General features: G+C 52.1%; 17 protein-coding genes and 1 pseudogene. 11 read left to right on the forward strand and 7 right to left on the reverse strand.

The window, feature by feature from the left end; translation table 11 throughout:
- The coding region (locus OGY18_RS05920; RefSeq protein ID WP_286552259.1) for a DinI-like family protein at nt 1-203 on the reverse strand (203 nt) is incomplete at its 3' end.
- Nucleotides 204-281: 78 nt separating this feature from the next.
- Between OGY18_RS05920 and OGY18_RS05925 the strand changes: the two genes are divergently transcribed.
- Together OGY18_RS05925 and OGY18_RS05930 are read left to right on the forward strand one after the other, a co-directional pair.
- Entirely contained in the window at nt 282-614 is a 333-nt protein-coding gene (locus OGY18_RS05925; RefSeq protein WP_003841689.1) for a hypothetical protein, read from the forward strand.
- A 191-nt stretch (nt 615-805) separates the two neighbouring features.
- Nucleotides 806-1216: a hemerythrin domain-containing protein gene (locus tag OGY18_RS05930; RefSeq protein ID WP_048216170.1), complete on the forward strand. Its 411-nt coding sequence runs from the start codon at nt 806-808 to the stop codon at nt 1214-1216.
- An 85-nt stretch (nt 1217-1301) separates the two neighbouring features.
- Here the strand turns inward: OGY18_RS05930 and OGY18_RS05935 are convergent, their stop codons facing one another.
- From OGY18_RS05935 to OGY18_RS05945, 3 genes and pseudogenes are all read right to left on the reverse strand, one after another.
- A complete protein-coding gene (locus OGY18_RS05935; protein WP_000497460.1) occupies nt 1302-1541 on the reverse strand; it encodes a DinI family protein in 240 nt (79 codons plus the stop codon).
- Nucleotides 1542-1802: 261 nt separating this feature from the next.
- Nucleotides 1803-1898, reverse strand: a pseudogene (locus OGY18_RS05940) (hypothetical protein); the annotation flags it as partial.
- Nucleotides 1895-2461 carry a hydrolase gene (locus OGY18_RS05945; protein ID WP_286552262.1) on the reverse strand — a complete coding sequence of 189 codons (567 nt, stop codon included), beginning with the start codon at nt 2459-2461 and terminating at the stop codon, nt 1895-1897. The gene OGY18_RS05945 and the pseudogene OGY18_RS05940, both read right to left, overlap by 4 nt.
- A gap of 287 nt (nt 2462-2748) precedes the next feature.
- On the opposite strand from OGY18_RS05945, the gene aspS reads away from it, so the two are divergent.
- From aspS to ruvB, 6 genes are all read left to right on the forward strand, one after another.
- Nucleotides 2749-4521, forward strand: a complete 1773-nt coding sequence (gene aspS, locus OGY18_RS05950; RefSeq protein WP_003833841.1) for an aspartate--tRNA ligase — start codon at nt 2749-2751, stop codon at nt 4519-4521.
- A 1-nt stretch (nt 4522) separates the two neighbouring features.
- A complete protein-coding gene (nudB, locus tag OGY18_RS05955; protein ID WP_003034863.1) occupies nt 4523-4966 on the forward strand; it encodes a dihydroneopterin triphosphate diphosphatase in 444 nt (147 codons plus the stop codon).
- Between the two features lie 28 nt (nt 4967-4994).
- Nucleotides 4995-5738 carry a YebC/PmpR family DNA-binding transcriptional regulator gene (locus OGY18_RS05960; protein ID WP_003833836.1) on the forward strand — a complete coding sequence of 248 codons (744 nt, stop codon included), beginning with the start codon at nt 4995-4997 and terminating at the stop codon, nt 5736-5738.
- A gap of 34 nt (nt 5739-5772) precedes the next feature.
- Nucleotides 5773-6294: a crossover junction endodeoxyribonuclease RuvC gene (ruvC, locus tag OGY18_RS05965; RefSeq protein ID WP_003034867.1), complete on the forward strand. Its 522-nt coding sequence runs from the start codon at nt 5773-5775 to the stop codon at nt 6292-6294.
- A gap of 80 nt (nt 6295-6374) precedes the next feature.
- Nucleotides 6375-6986 (forward strand): Holliday junction branch migration protein RuvA, encoded by a 612-nt coding sequence (gene ruvA, locus OGY18_RS05970; RefSeq protein ID WP_003034869.1) that lies wholly within the window; start codon nt 6375-6377, stop codon nt 6984-6986.
- An 8-nt stretch (nt 6987-6994) separates the two neighbouring features.
- Nucleotides 6995-8005 carry a Holliday junction branch migration DNA helicase RuvB gene (gene ruvB / locus OGY18_RS05975; protein ID WP_003034872.1) on the forward strand — a complete coding sequence of 337 codons (1011 nt, stop codon included), beginning with the start codon at nt 6995-6997 and terminating at the stop codon, nt 8003-8005.
- 78 nt (nt 8006-8083) lie between these two features.
- Here ruvB and znuB read toward each other — a convergent pair whose 3' ends face one another.
- Together znuB and znuC are read right to left on the reverse strand one after the other, a co-directional pair.
- Nucleotides 8084-8869: a zinc ABC transporter permease subunit ZnuB gene (gene znuB / locus OGY18_RS05980; protein ID WP_003833831.1), complete on the reverse strand. Its 786-nt coding sequence runs from the start codon at nt 8867-8869 to the stop codon at nt 8084-8086.
- Nucleotides 8866-9621, reverse strand: coding sequence for a zinc ABC transporter ATP-binding protein ZnuC (gene znuC / locus OGY18_RS05985; protein WP_286552264.1), 756 nt, complete (start codon nt 9619-9621; stop codon nt 8866-8868). The genes znuB and znuC overlap by 4 nt, the downstream gene beginning before the upstream one ends.
- 78 nt (nt 9622-9699) lie before the next feature.
- Between znuC and znuA the strand changes: the two genes are divergently transcribed.
- From znuA to lpxM, 3 genes are all read left to right on the forward strand, one after another.
- Nucleotides 9700-10644 carry a zinc ABC transporter substrate-binding protein ZnuA gene (znuA, locus tag OGY18_RS05990; protein ID WP_063940898.1) on the forward strand — a complete coding sequence of 315 codons (945 nt, stop codon included), beginning with the start codon at nt 9700-9702 and terminating at the stop codon, nt 10642-10644.
- A 15-nt stretch (nt 10645-10659) separates the two neighbouring features.
- Complete coding sequence (mepM, locus tag OGY18_RS05995; RefSeq protein WP_003833825.1) at nt 10660-11979, forward strand: murein DD-endopeptidase MepM; 1320 nt, start codon at nt 10660-10662, stop codon at nt 11977-11979.
- Nucleotides 11980-12099: 120 nt separating this feature from the next.
- Nucleotides 12100-13071: a lauroyl-Kdo(2)-lipid IV(A) myristoyltransferase gene (lpxM, locus tag OGY18_RS06000; RefSeq protein ID WP_286552266.1), complete on the forward strand. Its 972-nt coding sequence runs from the start codon at nt 12100-12102 to the stop codon at nt 13069-13071.
- Between the two features lie 47 nt (nt 13072-13118).
- Here lpxM and pyk read toward each other — a convergent pair whose 3' ends face one another.
- Complete coding sequence (pyk, locus tag OGY18_RS06005) at nt 13119-14561, reverse strand: pyruvate kinase (RefSeq protein ID WP_003833821.1); 1443 nt, start codon at nt 14559-14561, stop codon at nt 13119-13121.
- Between the last annotated feature and the right edge of the window lie 68 nt (nt 14562-14629).

Here is a 14629-nt window from a genome sequence, read left to right on the forward strand (position 1 = left end):
TCCTGAACAGTACGGCTTATCTGTTCTTTCTCATGCTTGCTGGCATCAGTATTGATCGCCGGCAGTGTCATCATCGGTTTTACCCGAACATCAGCATCGGGGAAGATCCGGTGAACCCTCTTGGTTAACTCGCCCAGAATGATATCTTTTGCACCTGGCAGACCATCAAAATTCCTTTTGTCATAAACGAGTTCCACGAACATTGCTCATTGCTCCTTTGCTGGATGGATATACAGTATTTATACTGTGTTTTTATCCGGTATTCAAGAGAGGGCGTAAACATGGGCTTTCCTTCACCAGCTACCGACTATATAGAGCAGCGGGTTACGCCAGCCAGTGTCTGCATGACTCCCGACAGTCGCATCCTCGAGACGTCGGCGGGTTATGCGATCATCGTCCCGGTCACGCGCCCACAGCAGGGTGATGCGCTGTTGATTCTGTCCGGAGGTCGGACGCAGTTTGCGAAGCTTAGGGGGAAAGCGTTAATCACGGATGACGGCGAAGCGATCGAAGGTGATGCAGCTGAAGAGGCTGAGGTTATGAGGCGGGTGACGCACTTTATCAACAGCACTGATGCTGCGATATCTCTTGAGGCGGCATTGGCGCAGTTTTGAGACATATGTACGATAGAAAAATTCCGAAGATTGGCAATAGATCTCTTTATATTTGCATTCAAATTTTGTTTATTATGTATTTACATAACGTAAATTTATAAAATTTAATAAAAACAACTCAGATTGCTTATTTTTAAAGATGCATTTAATATATATGTTATAAATTGCAAAGCTCATTAAGGGATTCCCCAGTGAATATTGATAAAATGAAGATCCAGCATGCCGAGATTATCCATAAAATTAGCCGCCTCAGGGAGCTTAGCCGGGCGGGTGTGACGGCTCATGCGCAAGAAATCGCTCAAACCATTATCAGTATGAGTTCTGTGATTAAAGTACACCTTTCTGCCGAAGATCAGTTTTTATATCCTTATCTGGAAAAGGTGAACGATCAAAAGCTAAAAACAATGAGCGTAAATTTTCAGCGCGAGATGGCTGATATTGTTGCCGAGTATGAAAAGTTTTCCCGTCGCTGGAATACGGCAAATAAGCTTATCAATTGTGACGAGGCATTTCGCCGCGACGCGAATGTAGTGTTGCGCAAGGTGCATGAACGAATGCAGCGCGAGGATCATAATTTTTATCCGCTGGTAGAGCAGCTTTAAAAAAGGGCGGCAATGGTTCATCCAATACGGGAATTTGGTTTCCCGTATCCAGAAAGGTATGAAAAGGACTTGGTAAAAGCTGGCACTACTCCGAAACTAACCACATATCGGATTCTTCAAACATTTCCTCCAGCATGCGGTTCAGCTTCTCCCGATCGCTTTTGCTGGCATCGCTGTTTAAGCCGTTCGCCTGCATCGGCTTAACCTTCACTTCTGCATCCGGAAAGATCCGGTGCACTCGCTTTGTTAACTCATTCAGAATTATTTCTCTGGCACCTGTTAATCCTTCAACATTCCGTTTGTCGTACACCAACTCAACGAACATACCGCCTCCAAAGCAACAATGATTTTGCACGCAATTTATACTGTTTATTTATACAGCGTCAACGGTTGGGCACGTAGCTTTTTAAGGAAGGTTTTTGGGGCATGTATGGGGCATAAATGCCAGTTTTGGGGCATGGTTGGGACATTTTAACTCATATGAACTTAACCGAATTTCATATGGAGGCGTCTTATAATGCACTGATTAACCTAAAGAAAACACATGCTCTTGGGCGTTCTTTAGTGATTTTAAAAATTACCGCGTCACGCAGTTAAAGTGGCGGGCATATTCTTCAAGGCTGGTGATCCCCAGACGCACCCATTTTGGATGCGACCACTGGGGTAAACCGATATAGATCATAGCGCTTGCAGAATCTCCTCCACGCTGCGAACGCGCGCAATGCGCGGGAAAATGTGAGTCATGCTGCCCTGGTGTTGTTCAGCACTGGCGGCGCTACAGGCATTCTCTGCAATGATCAGACTGAAACCCAGCTCCCACGCATTTCGCGCCGTTGACTCCACGCCAATGTTCGTAGAGATGCCGCACAGGACGATGGTATCGATGCCCCGGCGACGCAGCTGCAATTCCAGATCAGTGCCATAGAAGGCTCCCCACTGGCGTTTAGTCACTTCGATATCGCTGGCGCATTTCCCCAGAGCCGCCGGGTAATCCCACCAGTTTTCGGGCAACGCTTTTGCCGGAGTCTGAGCATCTACGGGTTGTTTCAGCGCTTCGGCGTAATCGTCAGACCAGCCGACGCGCACCATTACCACCGGGGAACCGTGGGCACGGAATTTTTCCGCCAACTGCGCGGCGCGGGTAACCACATCATGTGCCGTATGAGGCCCGCCAGCGAAAGGCAGGATCCCTTCCTGTAAATCAATCACGACAAGGGCGGTTGTTTTAGCGTTCAATTCCAGCATGGTCACTCCAGTAATAAAAGAATTCCGTTACACCTTAATCGCGAATCAGTGTGAAAGGGGCGACAATTTTTGTTATTTTTTGTGAGATTACGCAATGCCCGTCCAGGAAACAGGCGTACAGTCAGTACCGGACTGAGAGTCTATCCCAGTAGGCTCTTATCGTGCGGCAGAATTTCCAGTATAATAGCCGCCTTTTTTCATTCAGTTGTGACATTCAGCTAAAGCTGCGACTTCGTCATCTGCGAGACAGGTGACAATCCGCCTGCGGCAAAGTTAAGGGATATCTCATGCGTACAGAATATTGCGGACAGCTACGTCTGTCCCACGAGGGGCAGCAGGTGACTCTGTGTGGTTGGGTCAACCGTCGTCGTGATCTTGGTAGCCTGATCTTTATCGATATGCGCGACCGCGAAGGTATCGTGCAGGTATTTTTCGATCCGGACCGTGCGGACGCGTTAAAGCTGGCCTCCGAACTGCGTAATGAGTTCTGCATCCAGGTTACGGGCACTGTGCGTGCGCGTGACGCGAAAAACGTCAACGCCGATATGGCGACGGGCGAAATTGAAGTACTGGCCTCCGATCTGACCATCATCAACCGTTCAGACTCGCTGCCGTTGGACTCTAACCACGTCAACACCGAAGAAGCGCGACTGAAGTATCGCTATTTAGATCTGCGTCGCCCTGAAATGGCGCAGCGCCTGAAAACGCGTGCTAAAATCACCAGTCTGGTGCGTCGTTTTATGGACGACCACGGCTTCCTCGACATCGAAACACCGATGCTGACCAAAGCAACGCCGGAAGGCGCGCGCGATTACCTGGTACCTTCTCGCGTACATAAAGGTAAATTCTACGCGCTGCCGCAATCACCTCAGTTGTTTAAACAGCTGCTGATGATGTCGGGTTTTGACCGCTACTATCAGATCGTAAAATGCTTCCGTGATGAAGACTTACGTGCTGACCGTCAGCCTGAATTTACCCAGATCGACGTTGAGACTTCCTTCATGACCGCACCGCAGGTGCGTGAAGTGATGGAAGCGCTGGTACGTAACCTGTGGCTGGAAGTTAAAGGCGTGGATCTGGGTGATTTCCCGATCATGACCTTTGCCGAAGCTGAGCGTCGTTACGGTTCCGATAAACCAGACCTGCGTAACCCGATGGAGCTGGTGGACGTTGCCGATCTGGTGAAAGACGTTGAGTTTGCAGTGTTCTCTGGTCCGGCAAACGATGCGAAAGGTCGCGTAGCTGCTCTGCGTGTACCGGGCGGTGCTGCACTGAGCCGTAAGCAAATTGACGATTACGGTAACTTTATCAAGATTTACGGCGCGAAAGGTCTGGCTTACATCAAAGTCACCGAACGTGCGAAAGGTCTGGAAGGTATTACCAGCCCGGTTGCTAAGTTCCTGAACGCAGAAATTGTGGAAGCGATTCTGGCACGTACCGGCGCGCAAGACGGCGACATGATTTTCTTCGGTGCCGACAACAAGAAAGTGGTTGCCGACGCGATGGGCGCGCTGCGTCTGAAACTGGGTAAAGACCTGAACATCACCGACGAAGCCAAATGGGCGCCGCTGTGGGTTATCGACTTCCCAATGTTTGAAGACGATGGTGAAGGCGGACTGACCGCAATGCATCACCCGTTCACCGCGCCGAAAGATATGACGGCCGCTGAGCTGAAAGCAGCGCCGGAAGACGCGGTTGCCAACGCGTACGATATGGTCATCAACGGTTACGAAGTAGGCGGCGGTTCCGTGCGTATTCACAACGGCGACATGCAGCAAACCGTATTCGGTATTCTGGGCATTAATGAGCAAGAACAGCGTGAGAAATTCGGCTTCCTGCTGGATGCGCTAAAATATGGTACACCGCCGCATGCGGGCCTGGCGTTTGGTCTGGACCGTCTGACTATGCTGTTGACCGGTACTGACAACATTCGTGACGTTATTGCTTTCCCGAAAACCACGGCTGCAGCGTGTCTGATGACTGAAGCGCCAAGCTTTGCCAACGCAGCTGCGCTGGCGGAACTGAGCATTCAGGTTGTTAAGAAGGCCGAGAATAACTGATATGACATATAAACAGCCTGTCTCGGTGTTAGTCGTGATTTATGCAAAGGACACCGGGAGAGTGCTGATGTTACAGCGACGCGACGATCCTGATTTCTGGCAGTCGGTCACCGGCAGCCTTGAAGAAGGTGAAACCGCGTCGCAAGCCGCTATGCGCGAAGTAAAGGAAGAGGTCGCCATTGATGTTGCATCTGAGCAACTGACCTTAATTGACTGTCAGCGCACGGTGGAGTTTGAGATTTTTAGCCATTTACGTCATCGCTATGCACCGGGAATTGAACGTAATACTGAATCCTGGTTTTGCCTGGCACTTCCCTCAGAACGAGAGATCGTGTTCACCGAACATCTGACCTATCGTTGGGTTAATGCGGTTGAAGCCGCCCAATTAACCAAGTCGTGGAGTAACCGGCAGGCGATTGAAGAGTTTGTAATTAACGTCGCCTGAAAAGGCGCGCTTTTTGGAGATATTATTTATGGCAGGTCATAGTAAATGGGCCAACACCAGACACCGTAAAGCAGCGCAGGATGCTAAACGCGGTAAAATTTTCACCAAAATAATTCGTGAGCTGGTGACGGCGGCTAAACTGGGCGGCGGCGATCCGGATGCTAACCCGCGTCTGCGTGCAGCGGTTGATAAAGCGCTGGCTAACAACATGACCCGTGACACCCTGAACCGTGCAATCGCGCGCGGTGTGGGTGGTGATGAAGATTCCAACATGGAAACCATCATCTATGAAGGTTACGGTCCTGGCGGTACAGCCGTTATGATTGAATGTCTGTCTGACAACCGTAACCGTACCGTTGCGGAAGTGCGTCACGCGTTCACGAAAACGGGTGGTAACCTCGGTACCGACGGTTCCGTGGCTTATCTGTTCAGCAAAAAAGGCGTAATCTCCTTTGAACAGGGCGACGAAGACGCCATCATGGAAGCGGCGCTGGAAGCAGGTGCTGAAGACGTTGTGACCTTCGACGACGGCGCAATTGACGTTTACACCGCGTGGGAAGAGATGGGCAAAGTACGTGACGCGCTGGAAGCGGCTGGTCTGAAAGCGGACGCAGCTGAAGTGTCTATGATCCCATCCACCAAAGCGGATATGGATGCAGAAACAGCGCCGAAGCTGATGCGTCTGATCGATATGCTAGAAGACTGCGACGACGTGCAGGAAGTTTACCACAACGGTGAAATCTCCGATGAGGTTGCTGCCACCTTAGAATGATGTGGTTAAGCCATAAAATAACAGGAGATGCGTGATGTCTATTATTCTCGGCATTGACCCGGGGTCGCGCATCACCGGTTATGGTGTTATTCGTCAGGTCGGCAGGCAGCTGACCTACCTCGGCAGCGGCTGCATTCGCACCAAAGTCGACGATCTACCGTCACGTCTGAAGTTGATTTACGCGGGCGTGACGGAAATCATCACCCAGTTTCAGCCGGACTATTTTGCCATTGAGCAGGTTTTTATGGCGAAGAACGCCGACTCGGCGCTAAAGCTGGGACAGGCTCGCGGCGTGGCAATCGTTGCGGCGACCAATCAGGATCTACCGGTCTTTGAATACGCGGCCCGCCAGGTAAAACAGACCGTGGTGGGGATCGGTAGCGCGGAAAAAAGCCAGGTCCAGCATATGGTACGCACGCTGCTAAAACTCCCGGCGAATCCGCAAGCGGATGCCGCGGATGCACTGGCGATAGCCATTACCCACTGCCATGTCAGTCAGAACGCCATGCAAATGAGCGAGTCGAGGCTGAATTTGGCGCGAGGTCGATTACGTTAGTGACAAATGAGGCTGGATATCTATCCAGCCTTTTTTTATGATAGCGCATTACCTTTTAGCCCTTAACGCAGGAGCGTCACGTGATAGGCAGACTCAGAGGCATCATTATTGAAAAACAACCCCCGCTGGTCCTTCTGGAAACGGGCGGGGTAGGCTATGAAGTGCATATGCCGATGACCTGTTTCTACGAGTTGCCGGAAGCCGGGCAAGAAGCGATTATTTTCACCCATTTTGTGGTGCGAGAAGATGCTCAGCTATTGTATGGCTTTAACAACAAGCAAGAGCGCACGCTGTTTAAAGAATTAATCAAAACCAATGGCGTGGGACCGAAGCTGGCGCTGGCGATCCTCTCCGGTATGTCTGCTCAGCAGTTCGTGAATGCCGTGGAGCGCGAAGAGCTGGGCGCGCTGGTGAAATTACCGGGTATTGGTAAAAAAACCGCAGAACGCCTGATTGTAGAAATGAAAGACCGCTTTAAAGGTTTGCATGGTGATCTCTTTACACCAGCAGCGGATCTGGTCCTGACGTCTCCGGCAAGTCCGACAACGGACGACGCCGAGCAGGAAGCGGTTGCTGCGCTAGTGGCGTTGGGCTATAAACCACAGGAAGCCAGCCGCATGGTGAGCAAAATTGCCCGCCCTGATGCCAGCAGTGAAACCCTGATTCGTGAAGCGCTTCGCGCGGCATTGTGAGGTAACGGATGATTGAAGCAGATCGCCTGATTTCGGCTGTCAGCACTACCCCTGAAGATCTGGTGGATCGTGCGATTCGCCCAAAATTGCTGGAAGAGTACATTGGCCAGCCTCAGGTCCGTTCGCAAATGGAGATTTTTATCCAGGCGGCGAAGCTGCGCGGTGACGCTCTCGATCACCTGCTGATTTTCGGTCCTCCAGGTCTTGGTAAAACCACGCTTGCCAATATTGTCGCCAATGAAATGGGTGTTAACCTGCGCACCACGTCCGGTCCGGTACTGGAAAAAGCGGGTGACCTGGCGGCAATGCTTACCAACCTTGAACCCCACGATGTGCTGTTTATCGATGAAATTCATCGTCTGTCACCGGTGGTGGAAGAGGTGCTGTATCCGGCGATGGAAGATTATCAGCTGGATATCATGATTGGTGAAGGGCCGGCTGCCCGTTCGATTAAGATCGATCTGCCGCCGTTCACGCTAATCGGGGCGACGACGCGCGCCGGGTCGTTAACCTCTCCGCTGCGTGACCGTTTTGGTATTGTGCAGCGCCTGGAGTTCTATCAGGTGGCAGACCTGCAGCACATTGTTGGGCGTAGCGCACGCTTTATGGGCCTGGAAATGAGCGATGAAGGCGCGCTGGAAGTGGCACGCCGCGCCCGCGGTACGCCGCGTATCGCCAACCGTTTATTACGCCGGGTACGCGATTTCGCTGAAGTGAAGCATGACGGCACGATTTCGGCTGATATTGCCGCCCAGGCGCTGGATATGCTCAATGTGGATGCGGAAGGATTCGATTATATGGACCGTAAGCTGCTGCTGGCGGTTATCGATAAATTCTTTGGCGGACCGGTAGGACTGGATAACCTGGCAGCGGCGATTGGGGAAGAGCGTGAAACCATTGAGGACGTGCTGGAGCCGTATCTGATTCAGCAAGGTTTTCTGCAGCGTACGCCGCGTGGACGTATGGCAACCGTGCGCGCCTGGAACCATTTTGGCATTACACCGCCACAGATGCCTTAGTGCCTGATGTCGTGACGCTCATCAGGCCTGGGCGATTTTGTAGGCCCGGTAAGCGCAGCGCCACCGGGCAACGCATGCTTAGTTCGCCTGCTTTTTCATCATGCTGAAAATAAACAGCAGCGCGGCGCACAGCACCACGGAAGGACCTGCCGGGGTGTCATAGAAGGCCGAGAAGGTCAGCCCGCCTGTAACCGCTATCATTCCCACTCCAACGGCAACCCCTGCCATCTGCTCCGGCGTACGGGCAAAGCGACGGGCGGTCGCCGCAGGGATGATAAGCAGTGAGGTGATAATCAGCGCCCCGACAAACTTCATCGCCACACCAATCGTTAACGCCGTAACCAGCATCAACAGCAGCTTCACGCGTTGCAGCTTCACACCATCGACAAATGCCAGATCAGGACTGATGGTCATCGACAGCAGGTTACGCCACTGCCAGAACAGAATCGCCAGAACAATAACCACGCCGATGGCGATGGAGATAAGATCTTCTGGCGTCACGGCGAGCAAATCACCAAACAGGTAAGCCATCAGATCCACACGGATGTTGGACATCAGGCTGACAACAACCAGCCCCAATGACAACGCGCTGTGCGCCATAATACCCAGCAAGGTATCGATCGCAAGGTGAGGGCGCTTCTCCAGCCATACCAGACCGCCAGCCAGCAACAGAGTGACGGCGATAACCGCATAGAAAGGGTTTACATCCAGCAGCAGGCCAAAGGCGACCCCCAGCAGCGAAGCGTGGGCCAGCGTATCACCGAAATAAGACATTCGACGCCAGACTACAAACGAGCCGAGTGGGCCAGCGGCACAGGCCAGCATGATCCCGGCTAACCAACCGGGTAATAACAATTCAATCATGAGTGACCATTTCCCCGGCGTAAGACGATACGACCCTGTAAATCGTGGCGGTGATTGTGATTATGACGGTAAATTCCGAGTTGTTCGGCGCCGCGTTGCCCGAACATGGAGATGAATTCCGGGTGCATAGAAACCACTTCCGGCGCACCGGAACAGCAAATATGATGGTTCAGGCACAGTACCTCATCGGTTTTGGCCATCACCAGATGCAGGTCATGGGAAACCATCAGCACGGCGCAATCCAGTTCACGTCGCAACTGGTCGATAAGGTCGTACAGTGCGACCTGCCCATTGACATCCACGCCCTGGGTTGGTTCATCGAGCACCAGTAGCTGAGGTTTATTCAATAAAGCACGGGCCAACAGGACGCGTTGTGTTTCCCCGCCAGAGAGCTTTTGCATCGGCGCATCCATCAGATGCCCAGCCTGAACGCGCTTCAGTGCCGGAAGGATATCCTCTTTTTTGGTACCGGGACGTAAGCGCATAAACCGACTTACCGTCAGTGGCAGCGTAGTATCGAGGTACAGTTTTTGCGGTACATAGCCAATGCGCAATTTCCCACTACTCTTGATAACTCCCTCATCAGCCGCTACCAGCCCTAATACAACGCGCACCAGCGTAGACTTCCCGGCGCCATTTGGGCCGAGAAGCGTTAAAATTTTACCGGGTCGAAGTTCAAGCGATACGTCAGACAGGACGCGGCGTTGACCATAAGAGACCGAGACATTTTCCAGTGAAACCAAAGTCGTCATATCAATTTTAGTCTTGCAGAAGTTATAGAATGTTATAATATCACATTTCTTACATTCATTACGATGATTGGTCGCATTATGTTACATAAAAATACGCTTCTTTTCGCAGCATTATCCGCTGCTCTTTGGGGTAGTGCAACACAGGCAGCAAATGCCGCTGTGGTGGCCTCGCTCAAGCCGCTGGGGTTTATTGCTTCAGCTATTGCAGACGGGGTAACAGACACTGAGGTTCTGTTGCCTGATGGGGCTTCCGAACATGACTATTCACTGCGTCCATCAGACGTAAAACGCTTACAGGGCGCGGACTTAGTTGTTTGGATTGGACCTGAGATGGAAGCGTTTATGGAGAAGTCAGTCAAGAATATTCCTAACGCGAAACAGGTAACGATTGCGCAGCTCAATGACGTGAAACCGTTACTCATGAAAGGTGCCGATGACGACGATGACGATCATGGACACGATGATGCTGGCAGTGAAAAAAGTGACGAGCATCACCATCATGGCGATTACAACATGCATCTTTGGCTTTCCCCAGAGATAGCGCGGGCCTCAGCGGTTGCAATCCATGAAAAATTAGTGGAACTTATGCCGCAAAGTCGAGCCAAACTTGACGCCAACCTGAAGGATTTTGAGGCACAATTAGCCGCAACCGATAAGCAGGTAGGTAACGAGCTCGCACCGCTCAAGGGAAAAGGTTATTTCGTTTTTCATGACGCCTATGGCTACTACGAAAAACACTACGGACTAACACCGCTTGGTCACTTTACCGTGAACCCTGAGATTCAACCTGGTGCGCAGCGTTTACATGAAATAAGAACACAGTTGGTTGAGCAAAAAGCAACCTGCGTTTTTGCTGAGCCACAGTTCAGGCCAGCGGTCGTTGAAGCCGTCGCGAGAGGGACATCCGTTCGAATGGGAACGCTGGATCCGCTCGGAACGAATATCAAACTGGGTAAAACAAGCTATTCAGCGTTTTTGAACCAATTAGCCAACCAGTATGCGAGCTGCCTGAAAGGAGATTAATGAGGAAGTGAATACGTGCAACAGATAGCCCGCTCTGTCGCTCTGGCATTTAATAATCTGCCGCGACCCCATCGCGTTATGCTGGGGTCGCTTACCGTACTGACATTGGCCGTCGCCGTCTGGCGGCCTTATGTTTACCATCCCGATTCTGCACCCATCGTTAAAACTATCGAGCTGGAAAAAAGCGAGATTCGTTCGCTGTTGCCTGAGGCCAGTGAACCTATCGATCAGGCCGCGCAGGAAGACGAAGCCATTCCGCAGGATGAACTGGATGACAAAACGTCTGGTGAAGCCGGCGTGCATGAGTATGTCGTCTCCACAGGCGATACGCTGAGCAGTATTCTTAATCAGTACGGCATCGATATGGGCGACATCAGTCAGCTCGCTGCTTCCGATAAAGAACTGCGCAATCTGAAAATTGGTCAACAGTTATCCTGGACGTTAAGCGCGGAAGGTGACCTGCAGCGCCTGACCTGGGAAGTGTCCCGCCGTGAAACCCGCACTTACGATCGCACTGCGACAGGTTTCAAAATGAGCAGCGAAATGCAGCAGGGCGATTGGGTTAACAGCCGTATCAAAGGCACGGTGGGCGGAAGCTTTGTCGCCAGCGCCAAAGAGGCCGGACTGACCAGCTCTGAAATCAGCGCGGTGATTAAGGCCATGCAGTGGCAGATGGATTTCCGCAAACTGAAAAAAGGCGATGAGTTCTCAGTGCTGATGTCTCGCGAAATGCTGGACGGTAAGCGCGAGCAAAGCCAGCTGCTGGGCGTGCGTTTACGTTCTGAAGGCAAAGACTATTACGCCATCCGTGCTGAAGACGGTAAGTTCTATGACCGTAACGGTACCGGGCTGGCGAAAGGCTTCATGCGTTTCCCGACGGCGAAACAGTTCCGTATCTCCTCGAACTTTAACCCGCGTCGCCTGAATCCGGTGACTGGACGCGTAGCGCCGCACAAAGGTGTCGACTTTGCGATGCCGCAGGGGACGCCAGTACTGTCGGTAGGCGATGGTGAAGTGGTCGTAGCGAAGCGTAGCGGCGCTGCCGGATACTATGTTGCGGTACGTCATGGTCGCACCTACACCACCCGTTATATGCACCTGCGTAAGCTATTGGTGAAACCAGGTCAAAAAGTGAAACGTGGCGATCGTATCGCGCTGTCAGGTAACACCGGGCGTTCAACCGGTCCGCACCTGCACTACGAAGTGTGGATCAACCAGCAGGCCGTGAACCCTCTGACGGCGAAACTGCCGCGTACAGAAGGTCTGACCGGCTCGGATCGCACCGATTATCTGGCGCAGGTGAAAGAAGTTATGCCTCAGCTACGTTTTGATTAATTAGCACACTGATAAAGCCGGTACGCGATGCGTGCCGGCTTTTTTTATTTTGTACGGCGCATCGTGCGCCGCTACACTATCAGCAGATCTACTTTTCGCCGCACCAGACACTGGAAGAGCATGGAAACGAAAAAAAAGAATATTGAGTATATCCCTGAGTTTGATAAATCATTTCGCTATCCGCGCTACTGGGGCGCCTGGCTGGGTGTAGCGGCGATAGCTGGGATTGCGTTAACGCCGGCGTCACTTCGCGATCCTATTCTGGCAAAGCTCGGACGGATGGTTGGACGTTTGGGAAAAAGCTCACGTCGCAGAGCACTGATCAATTTATCCCTTTGTTTTCCTGAACGCAGCGAAGCTGAGCGCGAAGCCATTGTCGATGAGATGTTCGCGACAGCCCCTCAAGCGATGGTCATGATGGCGGAACTGGCCCTGCGCGGTCCGGAGAAAATTCAGAATCGGGTTGACTGGCAGGGCCTTGAAATCATCGAAGAGATGCGCCGCAACGATGAAAAAGTGATTTTTCTCGTTCCTCATGGCTGGGGCGTAGATATCCCGGCGATGCTGATGGCTTCCCAGGGACAGAAAATGGCAGCAATGTTCCACAATCAGGGGAACCCGGTATTTGATTACGTCTGGAACACGGTGCGCCGTCGTTTCGGAGGCCGATTACATGCACGTAATGATGGCATCAAACCGTTTATTCAGTCTGTACGTCAGGGATATTGGGGATACTACCTGCCGGATCAGGACCATGGGCCTGAGCACAGCGAGTTTGTCGATTTTTTTGCTACCTATAAAGCAACGTTACCGGCAATTGGTCGCTTGATGAAGGTTTGCCACGCGCGTGTAGTGCCGCTGTTTCCGGTGTATGACGGTAAAACACACTGCCTGACGATTAAGGTCCGTCCTCCGATGGATGACATCCTGACAGCGGATGACCACACCATTGCCAGACGAATGAACGAAGAGGTGGAAATTTTTGTCACGCCTCATGTCGAACAATACACCTGGATACTGAAACTGCTTAAGACGCGTAAACCCGGCGAGATTGAGCCCTATAAGCGCAAAGATCTCTATCCGAAGAAATAAAAAAAAAGCCTCTCAAACGAGAGGCTTTTTTACATCAAACGCTGGCGTTACTCGACGGTCAGAATACGCGTGGTGTTAGTTGAGCCAATAGTGCTCATCACATCGCCCTGTGTCACAATCACCAGATCGCCGGAAACCAGATAGCCTTTATCGCGCAGCAGGTTCACTGCTTCATTGGCGGCAACGACGCCATCTGTTTCGCTGTCAAAGTGAACCGGGGTGACACCGCGATACAGAGAGGTCAGATTCAGCGTACGTTCATGACGAGACATCGCGAAAATTGGCAGACCGGAACTGATACGAGAAGTCATCAGCGCAGTACGACCAGACTCCGTCATAGCGATAATAGCGGTGACCCCTTTCAGGTGGTTAGCAGCGTACATCGCTGACATCGCAATCGCTTCTTCAACGTTATCAAACTGCACGTCAAGGCGGTGTTTAGAGACGTTGATGCTTGGGATCTTCTCTGCACCCAGGCAAACGCGCGCCATTGCCGTGACGGTTTCCGCCGGGTACTGACCCGCTGCTGTTTCGGCAGAGAGCATCACGGCATCGGTACCGTCGAGGACGGCGTTAGCCACGTCCATCACTTCCGCACGAGTCGGCATTGGGTTGGTGATCATCGACTCCATCATCTGTGTGGCGGTGATGACCGCACGGTTCAGCTGACGCGCACGGCGAATCAACGCTTTCTGAATACCTACCAGCTCAGGGTCACCGATTTCAACACCCAGGTCGCCACGGGCTACCATCACTACGTCAGAAGCCAGGATGATGTCATCCATCGCATTCTGGTCGCAGACGGCTTCCGCACGTTCTACCTTGGCGACAATTTTCGCATCGCAACCGGCATCGCGCGCCAGACGGCGGGCATAGTTTAGATCTTCGCCGCAGCGCGGGAAGGAGACAGCCAAATAGTCAACGCTGATTTGCGCTGCGGTAATGATGTCGGCTTTGTCTTTTTCGGTGAGGGCTTCAGCAGAGAGACCGCCGCCCAGTTTGTTGATGCCCTTGTTATTGGACAGCGGGCCACCGACAGTGACTTCGGTGAAGACTTTCATGCCCTGAACTTCCAGCACTTTAAGCTGTACGCGACCGTCGTCGAGCAGCAGGATATCGCCAGGCACGACGTCTGCAGGCAGTCCCTTATAATCAATGCCGACTTTTTCTTTGTCGCCTTCGCCTTTACCGAGGTTGGCGTCTAACAGGAATTTGTCGCCAACATTAAGAAAAACTTTACCTTCTTTAAAGGTAGATACGCGGATTTTAGGTCCCTGCAGGTCACCCAAAATAGCTACATGACGTCCCAGTTTTGCGGCAATTTCACGGACCTTATCCGCCCGCAGTTTGTGATCTTCTGGAGAGCCGTGGGAAAAGTTCATACGTACGACGTTCGCACCCGCGGCGATAATCTTCTCAAGGTTGTTATCGCGGTCAGTTGCCGGGCCTAACGTGGTAACGATTTTGGTTCTGCGAAGCCTTCTGGACATGTAATACTCCGTTGACTGAAACAACTAGGTGTTGCGTGAACATTAATCCGGCCGTTCTCAAACATTAA

The organism is Citrobacter sp. Cpo142 (assembly GCF_030332425.1).
GTDB lineage: Bacteria > Pseudomonadota > Gammaproteobacteria > Enterobacterales > Enterobacteriaceae > Citrobacter > Citrobacter portucalensis.